The 15,196-nt window shown below is 28.9% G+C and carries 11 protein-coding genes and 1 pseudogene; 5 read left to right on the top strand and 7 right to left on the bottom strand.

Annotation, left to right across the window (positions count from 1 at the left end; all coding sequences use genetic code 11):
- Nucleotides 1–10 precede the first annotated feature (10 nt).
- On the bottom strand, nt 11–1,864 hold the full coding sequence (locus ITB9_RS02655; RefSeq protein ID WP_054851024.1) for a polysaccharide lyase family 7 protein: 1,854 nt from the start codon (nt 1,862–1,864) through the stop codon (nt 11–13).
- 249 nt (nt 1,865–2,113) lie between these two features.
- The gene (locus ITB9_RS02650) at nt 2,114–2,779 is read right to left on the bottom strand and encodes a uracil-DNA glycosylase (RefSeq protein ID WP_054851023.1); all 666 of its coding nucleotides are present in this window, start codon (nt 2,777–2,779) and stop codon (nt 2,114–2,116) included.
- Between the two features lie 101 nt (nt 2,780–2,880).
- On the opposite strand from ITB9_RS02650, the gene ITB9_RS02645 reads away from it, so the two are divergent.
- From ITB9_RS02645 to ITB9_RS02630, 4 genes are all read left to right on the top strand, one after another.
- Nucleotides 2,881–4,374, top strand: a complete 1,494-nt coding sequence (locus ITB9_RS02645) for a YfcC family protein (protein WP_054851022.1) — start codon at nt 2,881–2,883, stop codon at nt 4,372–4,374.
- Nucleotides 4,375–4,381: 7 nt separating this feature from the next.
- Complete coding sequence (locus ITB9_RS02640; protein WP_148638337.1) at nt 4,382–4,903, top strand: hypothetical protein; 522 nt, start codon at nt 4,382–4,384, stop codon at nt 4,901–4,903.
- Between the two features lie 172 nt (nt 4,904–5,075).
- Nucleotides 5,076–6,131 carry a hypothetical protein gene (locus tag ITB9_RS02635; RefSeq protein WP_054851020.1) on the top strand — a complete coding sequence of 352 codons (1,056 nt, stop codon included), beginning with the start codon at nt 5,076–5,078 and terminating at the stop codon, nt 6,129–6,131.
- Between the two features lie 157 nt (nt 6,132–6,288).
- Nucleotides 6,289–6,615: a hypothetical protein gene (locus ITB9_RS02630; protein ID WP_261975542.1), complete on the top strand. Its 327-nt coding sequence runs from the start codon at nt 6,289–6,291 to the stop codon at nt 6,613–6,615.
- Between the two features lie 284 nt (nt 6,616–6,899).
- On the opposite strand, the gene ITB9_RS02625 is transcribed toward ITB9_RS02630, so the two are convergent.
- The 5 genes and pseudogenes from ITB9_RS02625 to ITB9_RS02605 form a co-directional block, all read right to left on the bottom strand.
- Nucleotides 6,900–8,414 carry a S41 family peptidase gene (locus ITB9_RS02625; RefSeq protein ID WP_054851019.1) on the bottom strand — a complete coding sequence of 505 codons (1,515 nt, stop codon included), beginning with the start codon at nt 8,412–8,414 and terminating at the stop codon, nt 6,900–6,902.
- Nucleotides 8,415–8,484: 70 nt separating this feature from the next.
- A pseudogene (locus ITB9_RS02620) lies at nt 8,485–9,747 on the bottom strand (alpha/beta hydrolase); the annotation flags it as partial.
- Nucleotides 9,748–9,812: 65 nt separating this feature from the next.
- Nucleotides 9,813–11,000, bottom strand: a complete 1,188-nt coding sequence (locus ITB9_RS02615; RefSeq protein WP_054851017.1) for an IPT/TIG domain-containing protein — start codon at nt 10,998–11,000, stop codon at nt 9,813–9,815.
- Between the two features lie 87 nt (nt 11,001–11,087).
- Nucleotides 11,088–12,206, bottom strand: a complete 1,119-nt coding sequence (locus tag ITB9_RS02610) for a serine hydrolase (RefSeq protein ID WP_187294246.1) — start codon at nt 12,204–12,206, stop codon at nt 11,088–11,090.
- Between the two features lie 110 nt (nt 12,207–12,316).
- Nucleotides 12,317–13,471, bottom strand: coding sequence for a helix-turn-helix domain-containing protein (locus ITB9_RS02605; protein WP_054851015.1), 1,155 nt, complete (start codon nt 13,469–13,471; stop codon nt 12,317–12,319).
- A 551-nt stretch (nt 13,472–14,022) separates the two neighbouring features.
- Between ITB9_RS02605 and ITB9_RS02600 the strand changes: the two genes are divergently transcribed.
- On the top strand, nt 14,023–15,177 hold the full coding sequence (locus ITB9_RS02600) for a hypothetical protein (protein WP_054851014.1): 1,155 nt from the start codon (nt 14,023–14,025) through the stop codon (nt 15,175–15,177).
- Nucleotides 15,178–15,196 lie beyond the last annotated feature (19 nt).

Raw genomic sequence — 15,196 nt, 5'->3', positions numbered from 1 at the left:
TAATCAGGTATTAATTATGTGATTTTTCTAATTTATAAAACGTCACTTGCTCATAATCAGAGCTACTTGTCACAGATTTATTTCCAGAATACACACCTGCTTTAAAGTACATCCAATCGTTAGCAAAACCACTATTACTCATATTAAAAGTTTTAGATGCTATACTGCTTCCGCTTGCATTGTAAATAGTTACATACAATGTATTAGCAACAACTTCTATTTTATAAGAAAACTCTTCATTAAGCGCTATACCATTAGATGGGCTTCCAGCACCTGTATAATCTCCTGCTCCACTTCCTGTTTCTTCTACATAATTTCCTATCATATTTTCAAAGACTTCATCTCCAACACTTGGATCGTGTGCAAAATATATAGCACCTTTACTATGACCAGGTTGTTTGTGGTAGTATAACCTAATTGGTTCATCTCCACTAGCGTGAATTTGTCCAATTATAATTCTACCAACTTGAGATGTACTTCCAGAAGTTGTTGTTACACGATTCACCTTTAAAGTTGCTTCCATAACACCATCTACTCCACCAGCATTATTCTGGCTGCTAGAATTAGAAGAGCTAAACACCCAATTATTTCCGTTAACTCCAGACGTAGAAATACTAGTATTTGTACCACGTAACATTTCTCTAAGTTCAACTCTAGAATATGTAGAGTTGGTCGTTGTACCTGCTCCTAAAGGATAGTTTTTAAATACCATTCCTCCATCAGAAGCAGTATAAAATTGATTACTAAGCTCGTATCCATTATTTAACTGTGATACTGACTTTTCGCTACCAGAAGACAATGTAATTTTCCATGTAGACAAATCAAAATTATCAGAAGGTGCTTGGTCAGGGTCTAAATTATCAGAACCACCAGTTCCGCTACCATCAGCAGCAAACACCTGTACCTCTGCTAAAGACAATGGGTTTGTGTCTTTCAGTTTTATTCTCACTCTTGATCCTAAAACACCATCTGTACTGATAGTGACTGAAGGACTAGGCGTTGCAGTAATTGTAGTTTTATACACCTGTACTCCAGCTGTATTGTACACAAAGACATCAAAATTGCTTAATCTGTCTGCACAACAATCTGTTCTGTTCCAGATTTTAATATCTCCAATATTATAATCTGCACCTAGCTGTACTTGCCACCAAGGACGGTATGTGCTACTTGTATGCGTTACACTACCTTGACCCCAAACACCTGAAGTGTTACCATCAACAGCTCTACTAGCAACACCATTATTACTAGTAGACGATTGCGTTGCAGGTTTATTTAATGCTAAGTTTGTAGTATTGGAAGCATTAGCATCTACATTAACTGGAGTAATTTTTATCCAGTTAATATTCCAACCACTTCCTGTAGCTAATAATTTAAGTGTACTGTTGCCAGAACTTAAATTAACCGTTTTAGAGGTAGTTGTCCAATTTTGCCAACCACCAGTACTAGCTTTATTGACATTGGATAATTTTGTACTGCCTTGGTAAAAGTCCATTTTAGAGTTATTTGATTTAGAAGCCACTCTAAATTCAAATTTGTAACTACCAGACGCAGGTACATTTAGATCATATTCTAAATAATCTCCAGAATCTATCCAACCTACGTTTTGGCCTCCTCCAGAGTCGCTAGTAGTTTCTGTCTGAATACCACTCATGTTGTCATAATTTTCCGCTTCAATAGTCACACTATTGTTACTAGAAATTGTGGTTCTTAAAGCATGATTACCGAGTTCGGTTTTTGCTTTACTGTCTTGAGTGTTGGTTTCGAGTTCTTCAGTAGAGCAACTTACAATAATGAGCAATACTAATAGTAATACACTACTTAAAAGCCCTTTTTTCCTAATTAAAGAATTGATTTGTTTTTTCATCTTGGTTGATTTAAAAAAATTAATAATTTTGGGTTAACAGACTGGTAATCCAATCTGGTAAACCAATTTAGTTTAAAAAAATATATAAATCAACTATTAACAGTTAAAAAAATCAATAAAAATCAATATAGGTATCTTATTTTAAGAATATGCGAATAAGCAAACCTTAGAGTTTAAGCTTGATAAGCTAACAAATGACTTAATAAATCCTAACTTAAAATAAATTAATATTTAAAATAGTAAATTGAATTACCACTTAATACTTTCCAATCCATTATCAATTAATAAATCATTAGTTTGACTAAAATGTTTGTTACCAAACCAGTAACCTCGATTAGCACTTAAAGGCGAAGGATGACCAGAGGTTAATATATAGTGTTTTGTAGCATCAATTAATTTTGCTTTTTTCTTAGCAAATCCTCCCCAAAGTAAAAACACCACATTGTCCTTTTGATCACTAATTGTTTTGATTACAGCATCTGTAAAACTTTCCCAACCTTGTTTTTGATGGCTACCAGCTTCGTGTGATCTAACGGTTAAGGTTGCGTTTAATAAAAAAACACCTTGTTTAGACCAGGATTCTAAATTTCCGCTTGACGGATATTTTTTATTAATATCAGTTTCTAATTCTTTGAAAATATTAACTAATGATGGTGGATGTTTTTCATTGTCATTAACACTAAAACACAATCCGTTTGCTTGGTTGTAATTGTGGTAAGGATCTTGACCAATTATTACCACTTTTAAATGGTTTAAGGGACAAGTGTTAAAGGCATTAAAAATCAAGTTTTCAGGCGGAAAACATTGGTTGACTTTATATTCTTTATCCACAAAATCCTCTAGAGTTTTAAAATAAAACGCTTCAAATTCTGGTTGCAAAAAGGGTTTCCAACTGTGATGTATATTAAGATTCATAACTTTTGATTGATGTGCTTTAACTTAGGCACAAAATAATACTATCTTTATAGCTATTAAAATTACCAGCTTAATATTTATCTATAATAGTAACTTAATTCATGAAACCTATCAAATTTCCTTCTGCTCAAACCATTTTACTTATAATAGCAGGACTTGTCACGCTGTTAACATGGTTAGTACCTGCAGGTAAATACCAAACTTTAAGTTACAATAAAGAAACCAATTTGTTTACCCAAATTGGAATAGACATAACAACGACCTTACCAGCTACTCAGAAAACATTACAGGCTTTAAATATTAAAATTCCGTTAGATAAATTTACTAATGGAGACATTTACAAACCTATTAATATCCCAAACACTTATCAAGAATTAGAAGCTAGACCACAAGGGTTTTACGACTTTGTAAAATCTCCTGTTAAAGGTATTATTGAAGCTGCAGATATTATTTTTCTAGTATTAATTATTGGAGGTTTAATTGGTATTATTAACAGTACAGGAGCTTTTGATGCTGGTATTAGCTGGCTAGCTAACGCTTTAAAAGGACGCGAATTTATTTTAATTATACTTGTGACCACCTTAGTCGCTGCTGGAGGAACAACTTTTGGTTTTGCCGAAGAGACTATAGCCTTCTTCCCTATTTTAATTCCGGTGTTTTTAGCAGCCAAATATGATGCTATGGTTGGTATTGCTTGTATCTTTTTAGGAAGCTCTATAGGTACTATGTGCTCTACTATTAATCCGTTTAGTACTATTATTGCTAGTGATGCAGCAGGAATAAGTTGGACTACTGGACTTTGGGGACGTGTATTTATGTTAATTGCTTGTTTGACTATTGCTTTAATCTACATTATAAAATATGGTAAACGCGTACAAAAAGATCCTACTCAGTCTATCATTTATGACCAGCAACAGCAAATTGCAGCTTTGTTTACGCAATCCAATACTAAAACAGTACAGTTTACGTCACGTTTACGGTTATCGTTAATCGTTTTTGCGCTTTGTTTTATTATTATGATTTATGGTGTTGTAGCACTTGAATGGTGGTTTGTAGAAATGACTGCAACCTTTTTAGTTGGAGCCATACTTATTGGTTTTATTGCTAAAATTAAAGAAACAGATTTTATAGACACCTTTGTTAAAGGTGCTGGAGATTTACTAGGTGTGGCCTTAATTATTGGTATTGCACGTGGTGTAACTGTTATTATGGCAGATGGTTTAATTAGCGATACCTTATTACACTATGCTAGTGCGTTAACCACTGGAATGAATAAAGGTGTTTTTGCTAGTGCTATGACAGCAATTTACGCAGGATTATCCTTTTTTATACCTAGTAGTTCTGGTATGGCAGTATTAACTATGCCAATCATGTCGCCTTTAGCAGATAGTGTTGGAATAGGTCGAGAAATTGTTGTAAATGCCTACCAATATGGCTTGGGATTATTTTATTTTATTAATCCAACAGGATTAATATTAGCGTCTTTAGCTGTTGTTAAAGTTGGTTTTGATAAATGGCTAAAATTTATCATGCCCTTATTTGTAGTGCTTATTGTTTTTACTTTAATAGTCATGACTGTATCTAGTTATATGTAATATAATTATGGAATACCTTTGGCTAATTGCATCAATACTAATAGCACTTATATTGTTTATAATTGAAATAGTTAACAAGTTTCAATCAAAAAAAGCAAACAAAAAACGACTACAGTTATTTAAACGTTTTAAACAGGTTACATTAGTATTAGATCACATAAAAATAGACGGGCTACATTGGCAAGAAAACAGGCCAGTAGATATATACGACAACCAATTAGACCCAAACGGTTCTAAATTTAATAAACAAGCACATTTAGGAGGATATCACAAACAAAAAAACCTAACTAAATTTAAAAGTACATTACAAATACCAATCCATTATTTAGGTCAAGAGTATACCTACAATACACAATTACCTGTAGAGCATACTATACTTAGAATGAAATTTTACCAACAAAAAACCTTACCAATTTACATCTACCCTTCTTCCCCAACAACAGTTGAGTTTGCTTTAGACTTTACTTGTTTAAATCTACCCAATGTAGGCCTAATGACAACACCTATTTATAATATAAAAAACACGTAGTTATACGTATTGTCGTTACTGTGTGATAATTGTAGTTTAGCTATTAATAAAATAGCTACAATTACATGATACATATTTGTATACAAGTAATAAAAGTTGTTGTTCATAATTATAAAAATTATCCAGTTTTAAATAATATTTCTATTCTCAAGGTACTATAAATAAGACCAAAATGGACATTCAAAAAGAGATAATCAAAGTAACGTCAGTATATTTTGAAGACACACTAGACTACCAAAAACTATCAAAGACCACTAAAGCCTACAAGTCTATTTTAAATACCATTTGTGATCAAGATCTTGAGGTTGAAGAAGGTAAAAAAGACATCACTTTAGGCAACGGTAAAGCTCTTGGTACGTTTTGGGCTGCACTTTGTTTGGATGATATATTAAGAACTCGACAATTTATCAGAGGTATATATAAAGCTATTGAAGACCAAATAAAGGCGAATAAAAAACAAATCCATATCCTATATGCAGGTACAGGACCATTTGCGACACTTATACTACCCATTATTTTTAAATACAAAAAAGAAACTATTAAATACACTTTATTAGAAGTCAACCCATTTACTTTTAAAATATTACAAAAAGTAATTTCTAAATTAGGATTAGAAGGTTATAACATTGACCTAATAAATGATGACGCTACTAAATTTAAGATAGATCCTAAAAATCAACCTGATATTATTATTAGCGAAACCATGCAAAATGCATTGGCAAAAGAGCAACAGGTCCCTATTTTTTTTAATTTGATGCAACAAGTCTCGTTTGATACTATATTTATACCAGAAAAAATCGAGCTACATTTAGGCCTTAAAGAAGCAGGAATTCCAACAGAAGCTCTTCAAATTAAACACTATAATAAAATACAAAAAGTATTAGACATCAGTAAAGCATCGGTATTTCCTAAAGGTCAATCAAAATCACAATACGATAACAAAAATCATTTTCAAAAAATAAAAACTGTTATTAAAAATGACACATTAAAAGGATTCAATCAACTTGTTATTATTACAGAAATACAAGTTTATAAAAATATAACAATAGGTATTAATAATAGTGGTTTAACTACACCTCTTTTTATTCAAAATATTCCTGAAGATACAAAAGGTTCAGTTATAATTGACACACAGTATCAAATTTCTTCAGAGCCAAAACTTGAATATAAAATAATGTTACCTAACCATGCTCAAACCAAATCAAATCTAGAAAATAATAAAAAATAATTGCGTTAACAACTATATAAGGGTTACAATTATCTCAAAAAAAACAGCACTAAAACAGCACGTTATACATTACTAGACATTGCCAACTTCTTAAAATTATTAGGGTTTTCCATTCTGTTTTTATTTGCTAAATTTACACTATGCCAATGCCAAAACCATGTTGGTATTAATTAATATAACTGCTTTGAAAATTAGAGAAACACATAGAAATGATTATACCATTTCAACAGATAAGGATAAATTAGATGTTTTTAGCATTCACAAATTTCTCACAAACAAAACCGATTGGGCTAACGGTATCCCTCTTAACACTTTAAAAACATCTATTGAAAACTCTTTAAATTTTGGACTTTATTATAAAAACAAACAAATTGGTTTTGCTAGAATAATTTCTGACTATTCGACTATTGCATACGTTTATCCAATTATTTTCATTTTCATATACTTTTACATTAATTTCATCGAAAGAATACTGATTAAGTAATTCTTGATGTAAATCTTCATCAAGTTTGAATGTTGCTTTTGGATTTGATATATCGTCTTCACAAGAAATAAATGTAAAAACTGATACAAAAAATAATAAACTTTTTTTAATCATAATATTTGTTGCATTAAATGATTGATTTGTAAATAATAAATTTAAGGTTAATAATTAGTAGTGTATTTTTACATGTATAAGTTCCATTTCAGAAACTGACTAGCACCTAACAATAAATTATTTACGCTATCGGAAACTAGTTGTTTTGAGTTATTCTATGTTGTACTATTTTAGTTAATAGCTCTTTTAATCAAGTCCTTAGTAAAATTCATTTGGGTATCAGTGTTATTCAGAAAATCTTGAAAACTTTGACCTATAGTGTAATTGGGAATAATACCTCTTTTGTCTAACTGATTTTTTCTATCAACGACATCTTGCTGAATATTATCTATTGAAAAGTCTATAATGATACCTGATTTAGGTAGTACATAACCTAAGCTAGTATGACCATTATGTCCATAATATCCACCCATTGTTTCTTCTCCGATTACAGTCGTATTATCATTACCTGCAACCATTGATGCAAATAAACTACCTGCTGAAGCTACTGCAGGACTTACCATAAGATAAACATTACCTTTAAAAGCATTTTTGTTTGGTTTTCGTGTTTTTATCTCACTGGTTTCTTTACTAATAAAATACTTTTTATTGTTTTCTGTTGGAAACCGCTTTTGAAAATGACGATTAAATTTGCCAACACCAAAAGGTCTTAAAAATTTGGGCACTGAAACATTAAGGTGTTTTACATAAGGTATTTTATTAAAGCTAATCCAAGCTTGTTTACTTTCTTGAAATTTCCTTGATGTCAGATATGAATAAGTTAACACATCATTTGGATCACTGCCTCCACTATTTTGACGAACATCTACTATAAGATTTTTTAAATTCAAAAAGTTTATTTTAACAAAAATACTATCTAAAAAACGTGCATATTTTTTATGCTCTAAGGTGGTCTCATTTCCCATACTAAAAGTATTAATGGTCAAAACTCCTGTTTTAGCATTTAATATCTTAAAATTGTATTTTTCACCTTCATTTAACTCTGAATAATAAATTTGATCATAAGGTTTTGAATGTCTGTCGTCGAAGTTTTGATAATAATCCAAATAACTTATCCCGTCAATAGTTTTATTTTCTTTAAAACTTGATCCATTACGTTTATAAGTAACTTCAAATTCTTTTACTTGTCCATAGTTTAGTCTCAAATATTTTGCAAAATGTTTTCTGATACCAATCCTTTTTCCTGTTAAATTAAGTCCATCTGTGGTGTAATATTTATGAAGATTAAAAATTATTTCTGAAATGGGAACCTTATTTATTTCTATAATTTCAGCACCAAGAGGAATTTTACCTTTATCGTAGTTAACAATCCATTTTCCCTCTATCCATTTTATAGGAAAAGGAAAATATCCATAATGTTCTTTTTTTATAGTTTGTAAAAATTTATCTGGCAAACTTGTCTCATTATGTAAACTGCCTTCAAAATCAGTTAATTGACAAATAATATTATAAAAATCAATATAGGAAGATGACTTTTCAATTTCTTCTTCTGCCCAGTTATAGATACTATCAATTTGAGCTTTAGTTCTATACTTATAAAGACCCGAATTTGCTTTTAAGCGTATTTCTTTAAAAATGCTTAAATCTTTTTTCATTCTATTTTTTGAAAATGAATCATCTATTTTTTGTCCGTAAACAATAATTGATGAAATTAACAAAAGAGATACTGTTAAAAGCTTTTTCATTTATTCTGTTTATTTGTATGTTAATTTTTGATTTGTTATTGAATCGCTTTTGATTCGTAAAAAAATAATATTAGTCTTTTTGTAAAAATTTAGATTTTATTTCTCTAGCATTCATTAAATTAAATTTTTTGTTTTGTTTGAAATTATCAATACAGTAATTTATTGCATTAATACCTTTCTTCTTATTTATACCATGCATTAGGGAAGTCTCTGCGATTAAATAGTTAAATACTAATTTACCATCTGGGTATTTTTCAATAGCGTTTTCTAATAACACTATGGCTTCTTTAGGTCGGTTTAGCTTTTTTGTAAGCAAATTAAAGGGTCTCTCAAAATAGAACGTATTTTTGTAAAACTCATTTGCTATTTGTAACTCCCAATTTTTAAGAGCATCTTCGTACAATTCTATTTCTTCAAAATATTGAGCCTTAAAAGCATATTTATCCTCTTTTGGAAAAAAATTATTTTTATCACCAACCTCTAAAATTTGTTCAAGAAGTTTCTTGCTCCTGGTTTCTAGAACCACGTCCAGAAGGTAATAGAAGTCTTCCGCATTTAAATGATAATTTATTCCATAAATATTATTAGTCAGAGTTGATTTGTTATCAATGTAATCTGATATATTTAATCTATCATCCAATATTTTTGTTTCAAAATCACTAAAGTTTTTATAATCCAAAAACACAAACATTAACGCATCATTTAATGATTTTGGTACTAAGTCAAGATGATTTGCATAATAATTTTTATGCAAACCTCTAAAATTCTTGTTCTTACTGTTTTTGAAAATGGTATCTAATATATTACCGGTCTCTAATCTGTATTTGTCATCTTTTAAACCAGAAGACACAAAATAATAAGTTTTATTAAATTGTTTTTCAGAAATATATTTTTTTAAATAATTAGTTTGTTCTTCTAATAAATCTGGTGTAATTGCTATAAACCCATTAAAATTAGCTTCTTTTTTAGATATAATTTCATTTACAAAAGTAGCAGTATTAGAGTGCCCAATTAGTACATTAAAACCTGATGTGGAATACTCCTTATCAACCATAGGTAATATTTCTTTAATTAAATGATTTTTCAATTTGTTTGAGCCTTCAAGAAACTTAGTTACAGGAATTCTTATATCACTACCATAGTTAGGCAGTGTCTCATAATTTCTATTGTTATGATAAATTCCTACTATGATACATTTTGGTATCACATCATATTTCATTAAAAAATAACCATAACTACTTGTAATAGGAAAAAGTTCATAACCATCTAAAGTAAATAACACTGGATATTTTTTGTTTACATCATACTTTTCTGGCAAAATAATTTTTATAGTTCTGTCATTATCAAATTATTTAGATTTTAGTTTTTCAGTTAAAAGGTTTACAATAGTTATAAAATTTAGTCTGTTACTAAATCGCTAAAATCAGCCCCATTTGTTAAAAATGAATCAGAAATATTTATGGTTGTCTTGTTACCATTTACCAAATTAATACTTATCAAATATGGGTTTGTAAAATCATTTTCAAAACCAATATATTCAGTAGTTACGCTATTAAAAACTGCACCTCGAGTATTAATACCATAATTGATATTATTACCAACATAAGTTAGGTTACCTGTTATTAAATCTATTTTGGCTAACTTATTAACTGAGTCATGAAATATATATACTTCATCATTATCATTGATAATCAAATCGCTAAAATCTGCTCCGTTAGTTAAAAACAAACTTGGTATACTTAAATTATTTACGCTGCCATCTGTTATATTTATACGCACCAAATTTGGATTATTAAAGTCGTTTTCAAAACCTATATACTCATTATTGGGACTATAATATATTGCTCCTCTTGTATTAGCTCCGTAATTAATATTATCTCCTATATAAGTCAAATTTCCATTATTTAAGTCAATTTTAGCTAGTTTATTAACAGAATCATGAAATATATAAATCTCGTTATTATCATCAATTATTAAATCACTAAAATCTGTTCCATTCGTTAAAAATGAATTTGGAATATTAATGCTTACTACACTGCCATCAATTACATTAATACGCATCAAAATTGGACCAGTAAAGTCGTTTTTAAAACCAATATACTCATTATTTACGCTATGATATACTGCACCTCTTGTATTAGAACCATATTCTATATCACTACCTAAATATGCTAGATTACCTGTTACTAAATCTATTTTGGCTAGTTTGTTTTCAGAGTCATGGAATATATAAAGATTGCTTGAATTAGTAACAGGCAAAATGTCTATATTTCCAATAACTTCAGTTGTATCACCTAAGGTTAAAGTAACATTACCTGATATAGCTGTTTCAGGTATAAGTACAGTTAAAAAATTAGCATTAATTTCAGTAATGTTACCAATTATATTATCCGTAAATGTAACTATATAATCTGCATCATCTCTAAATCCATTTCCATTTATAGTTAAGGTTTCTCCTACTCCTATTGCTTGAGCTGAAAAAGTAATGTTTGTTGGTAATGTAGTACTTTTAGCCTCATTAATGGTTTCTTGTTTAGAACAAGAATTTGTTATAAACAACAACAATAGTAATATTATTTTTTTCATTATATTTTATTTTAACGATGTCAATCACAGGTTAAAAACAAGTTTAATTTAATCCTGTGATTATAAAACTTTAATTAATTTATTAGATTACTCATTTATTTCAACAAACAAAGAGTTGCACAACTCCTCAATTGCATCATTATAACCTTCAACATTACTTAAAACAATTACACCTGTTTGTTTCTCTTTCTCTAACATAAGCATAGAAGAAAAACCACCTGTACCTCCATTATGGTTGTATATATTATATCCATCAACCTCAAATAAGTTCCAACCCAATCCCATATAAAAGTTATTTCCTATGTCAAAAGTTTTGGTTTGTGCCATATTGTATACTGTATCAGTATCAAAATTTTTGATAATAAATTTTGACATATCAGATACAGAAGATTTTATAGAACCACTAGCAGAAGTTGTTTCCGAAAAATCCCAATGCGATACTAGATTTCCATTTATATCTCTTGGTGCTACTAATTTTGACATATCAATATTGCTTAATAAAGTGGTAGAGTTAGACATATTTAATGGATTAAAAATAATGTCTTGTAATAATTCTTCGTAAGTAGTATTTCTATTTTGCGCTAAAGTATAGCCTAAAATACCCATTCCTAAATTTGAATACAGGTATTCCGTACCACTTACTGAATTAAGATTTACATCGGTTTGTAAGTAGCTTTCTAAGTTTTCTATACTATAACTAGCGTAGGGATTATTTATATCAAAATCATTAACCTCATTAATATTAGTAGGTATCCTTGGTAATCCAGAAGTATGATTTGCTAATTGCTTTAATGTAATATCTCCAACTACTGGCATTTCAAATTCAAAATGTTCTTGTAACGTTTCTGTTAAAGACACCTCGTCTGTCCAAATCATTTTGGATAAGCAAACACCTGTAAATACTTTGGTAATTGATCCTATCTCAAAAATAGCTTCTGTATTATTTATTCCTCTTAATACACCATCATTGTTCGTTATTCCAACATACTCAGTAATTCCATTATGTACCAACGCTATAGCAACTTGTGTATTTATAGGTAGAGTAGCAATATCGTTTTCAATAATCTTAACATAATCTTGATTTTCAATATCATTAGATAATTTGCTAGATGAAGAGACACTATCATCATCTTTATTGCAACTAGTAAGTAAAAAGCAAACTGATAGAATTAATAATAATAATTTTCTTGCACTTAATTTTCTCATTAGATTTTGTTGTTTTTGCATGATAAACTTTGTTGTTTTAGTTTACATCAAATCTACTGATAGTCAACATGCTAAAAGTTCCAATATCTCCAAATTGTGCAAGTCGGGACCTATTTATACTTTTTTCTAAAGGTATTTGGTGTCATTCCTGTAATTTTTTTAAAAGAATTATGAAATGTTGTTTTTGAAGAAAAACCACATTCTAAACCAATAGCTAATAAACTGTAATTATCAAATTCTTTATCCAAAATAAGCCCTTTTACCTCTTCTACACGATATGTATTAATATATACCGAAAAGTTTTTACCTGTTATTGAATTAACTATTTGAGATACATAATTAGGACTAATACCTAAAATATCAGCTACCCTATTTCGATCTAAATTACTCTCTCTGTAAATTTTTTGAACAGAACAAAGCGCTTCCAGCTTTTTGTAATAAATATTATCCTTTGATATTAAAATTTGTTCTTTAACTTCTTTTTCGTCAAAAGACATCTCTGAAGACTCAAAATTATGTATCCCTTGACTTTCATCATATTTATAATAATCTATTAAATTTCTAATTTTACTACGTTCGTTGATAAGCTTTAGTTTGTAAACGCCTGTATATGCAATCCAGTGGATTAGTAACGTAGAAAATAATGCTAGAATTTGTAAAGCATTTAAAATTTCACTTATTATAAATGGTGCTAAAATTACTATTAGCATCAAAGAGCCTAGAATAAAGACTTCAAAGCACCATAAATAAATCAACCACTTTTTTTCTTGTTTATTTTTTGAAAACTGTATGACTTTATATGTTTTAAATAAGATATAAGGATAGAAGAAAAGTAAAATAAGTAAAACAACTACAGTCAAAATTGCTCCAATAATGCTATGTAGATTAATTTCTTGACTAAAGTCATTGTTTAAACTAAATTCAAGATACGCAAAAACTAATGTTGAAATAAGTGAAGGTATAAATAACCAAAACATTTTTCTAATATTAAATTTAGAAAAATTAAGCTGATAAGCAATAAATAAAAAAATGAATACAGGAAGTAACACCTCAGAATCGATAACTTCTAAAATTCTTAAAAAAGGATAGACTTCAAACATTTTAGTAATATCTAAAGCAACTTTGAATAATGAAAACGAAATAGAAAAAAGTGCAAAAGCAAGAAATTTATTTGCTTTGTTTTTAAAAAATGGCGAAACTAATAATATGACACCAATAACCATCCCTTGAAAAATGGCTATACTCAGTAAGACTAATTTAAGCATTGTTAGTAATTTAGTAATACAAATAAATAACAAAGATTGATTAAAATTAGTATCTTATTTAAAGTATTTATTTAGAATATGAGTCAAAATCTAATTAACTTTAAGTGACAAATCTAAAGATAGCCAGACAAAAGCCTCTTTAAGTTTATATATTTTTAAGGAAGCCTACAAGTTTTGTTTCCCTATCTCTCTTATTCGGTAACGTCCTTTTATACTACTAACACTTTGCCAGATCACTAGTGTTAAACTAGCGTAACCATATAATTTATTTTCCTGACATAGTTGGATTAAAATTAAATACATCTTAAAATGTATAATTACTAAAGTCTTATAAAAGTAACAGGACTGTTTTTTAATAAAAAATACGTAGTTATACGTATTGTACTTGCTAGCTCATTATTGTAGTTTAGCTATTAATAAACAGTAATAATAAAATGACAATTATTTGATATAAGCTACAAAAAGTTGTCATAACGGGAAATATAACCCCAAAAACAACTATATTAGTTGTCATATAACCAGTTGTAAACAATACCCAAAAACTCACGAAATTGATTAAGCTTTTTGATAAAACAACAGAAATTATAGTTGGTCCTTCTAGTAATAATGAAAATTCATTTAATTACTATCATAAAAGCAATCGCAAGGATATTCAAATCATTAGAGAAACTCTAGAAAAATGGTTTTCAGAATATCCTGAATTAGAGAAATTAGAACTGAAAAATCGTTTTAAAAAGGATTTAGACTCAGCCTTCTACGAACTTTTTCTATTTGAACTATTTAATAAATTAGGCTTCAATATTGAAATTCACCCTCAACTTAAAGACACTAACAAAAGACCAGATTTTTTAATATCTAAAGATGACTTTCAAGCGTATGTAGAAGCCAAAATTTGTTTTGATAAAACAGAAACAGAAATGGCTTTTGAAAAACGTCAAAATGAATTCTATGACAAATTAAGTAAAGTAAGAATAAAAGGATTTTTATTGAGAATTGAAGAGTTAAGTTTTAAAACTCAAAAGCAACCTAGAGTAAAAGAATTAATTTCCAAAATTGAATTAGAAGTTAGTAAACTTGAGCCAAAGGAAATTACTGAAAGAATGGAAAAATTTGGTTTTGATGGATGTCCTAATATTGACTTTGAAAATAAAGATTTAAAAATTCGAGTTCAACCAATGCCTTTAATTGAATCTCAAAAAGATAAAATCAGTAAAAATCCTATTGGTATGTTTCCTATCGAAACTTTTTGGGGAGGTGGAGAAAATTCCATTCGACAATCTATTCTCAAAAAAGCTAAACGTTATGGGAAATTCGAAATTCCATATCTAATTTGTATAAATGCTTTAGGAAAAAAAACATCAGGAAAAATAGACATTGAAAATGTAATTTGGGGTTCTTTAAAATATACTTTCTCTACAAATCCTGAAAATAGGGACGGAAAAATGACCAGAGAAAGAGATGGAATATTTTATAATTCAGGAAAAGCAAAATTAACTAATGTTAGCGGAATTGTGGTCACGAAAGTATTTCCATCAAATATTCCAAATGCTAATTATTGGCTTTTTGAAAATCCATTTGCAGAAAACAAATTTGATTTTGAAAAACTTAATCTAATCTATAATTATGTTAATGGAAATCAAATTATTAGTAAAGATGGAAATGATTTTGATAAAATTTTCGGAATATCAAAAGAATGGCTGAATTAAAAGTACTGTTTACAACAAA

This window comes from Olleya sp. ITB9, from assembly GCF_001315805.1.
Taxonomy (GTDB): Bacteria; Bacteroidota; Bacteroidia; order Flavobacteriales; family Flavobacteriaceae; genus Olleya; species Olleya sediminilitoris.
This window is presented reverse-complemented; position numbering and strand designations above follow the sequence as displayed.

Coding starts and splice junctions, on each gene's coding strand:
- ITB9_RS02615 (WP_054851017.1), bottom strand. CDS start 11,000: ATGAAAAAAATAATATTACTATTGTTGTTGTTTATAACAAATTCTTGT.
- ITB9_RS02650 (WP_054851023.1), bottom strand. CDS start 2,779: ATGAATCTTAATATACATCACAGTTGGAAACCCTTTTTGCAACCAGAA.
- ITB9_RS02630 (WP_261975542.1), top strand. CDS start 6,289: ATGTTGGTATTAATTAATATAACTGCTTTGAAAATTAGAGAAACACAT.
- ITB9_RS02605 (WP_054851015.1), bottom strand. CDS start 13,471: ATGCTTAAATTAGTCTTACTGAGTATAGCCATTTTTCAAGGGATGGTT.
- ITB9_RS02645 (WP_054851022.1), top strand. CDS start 2,881: ATGAAACCTATCAAATTTCCTTCTGCTCAAACCATTTTACTTATAATA.
- ITB9_RS02635 (WP_054851020.1), top strand. CDS start 5,076: ATGGACATTCAAAAAGAGATAATCAAAGTAACGTCAGTATATTTTGAA.
- ITB9_RS02625 (WP_054851019.1), bottom strand. CDS start 8,414: ATGAAAAAGCTTTTAACAGTATCTCTTTTGTTAATTTCATCAATTATT.
- ITB9_RS02610 (WP_187294246.1), bottom strand. CDS start 12,206: ATGAGAAAATTAAGTGCAAGAAAATTATTATTATTAATTCTATCAGTT.
- ITB9_RS02640 (WP_148638337.1), top strand. CDS start 4,382: ATGGAATACCTTTGGCTAATTGCATCAATACTAATAGCACTTATATTG.
- ITB9_RS02655 (WP_054851024.1), bottom strand. CDS start 1,864: ATGAAAAAACAAATCAATTCTTTAATTAGGAAAAAAGGGCTTTTAAGT.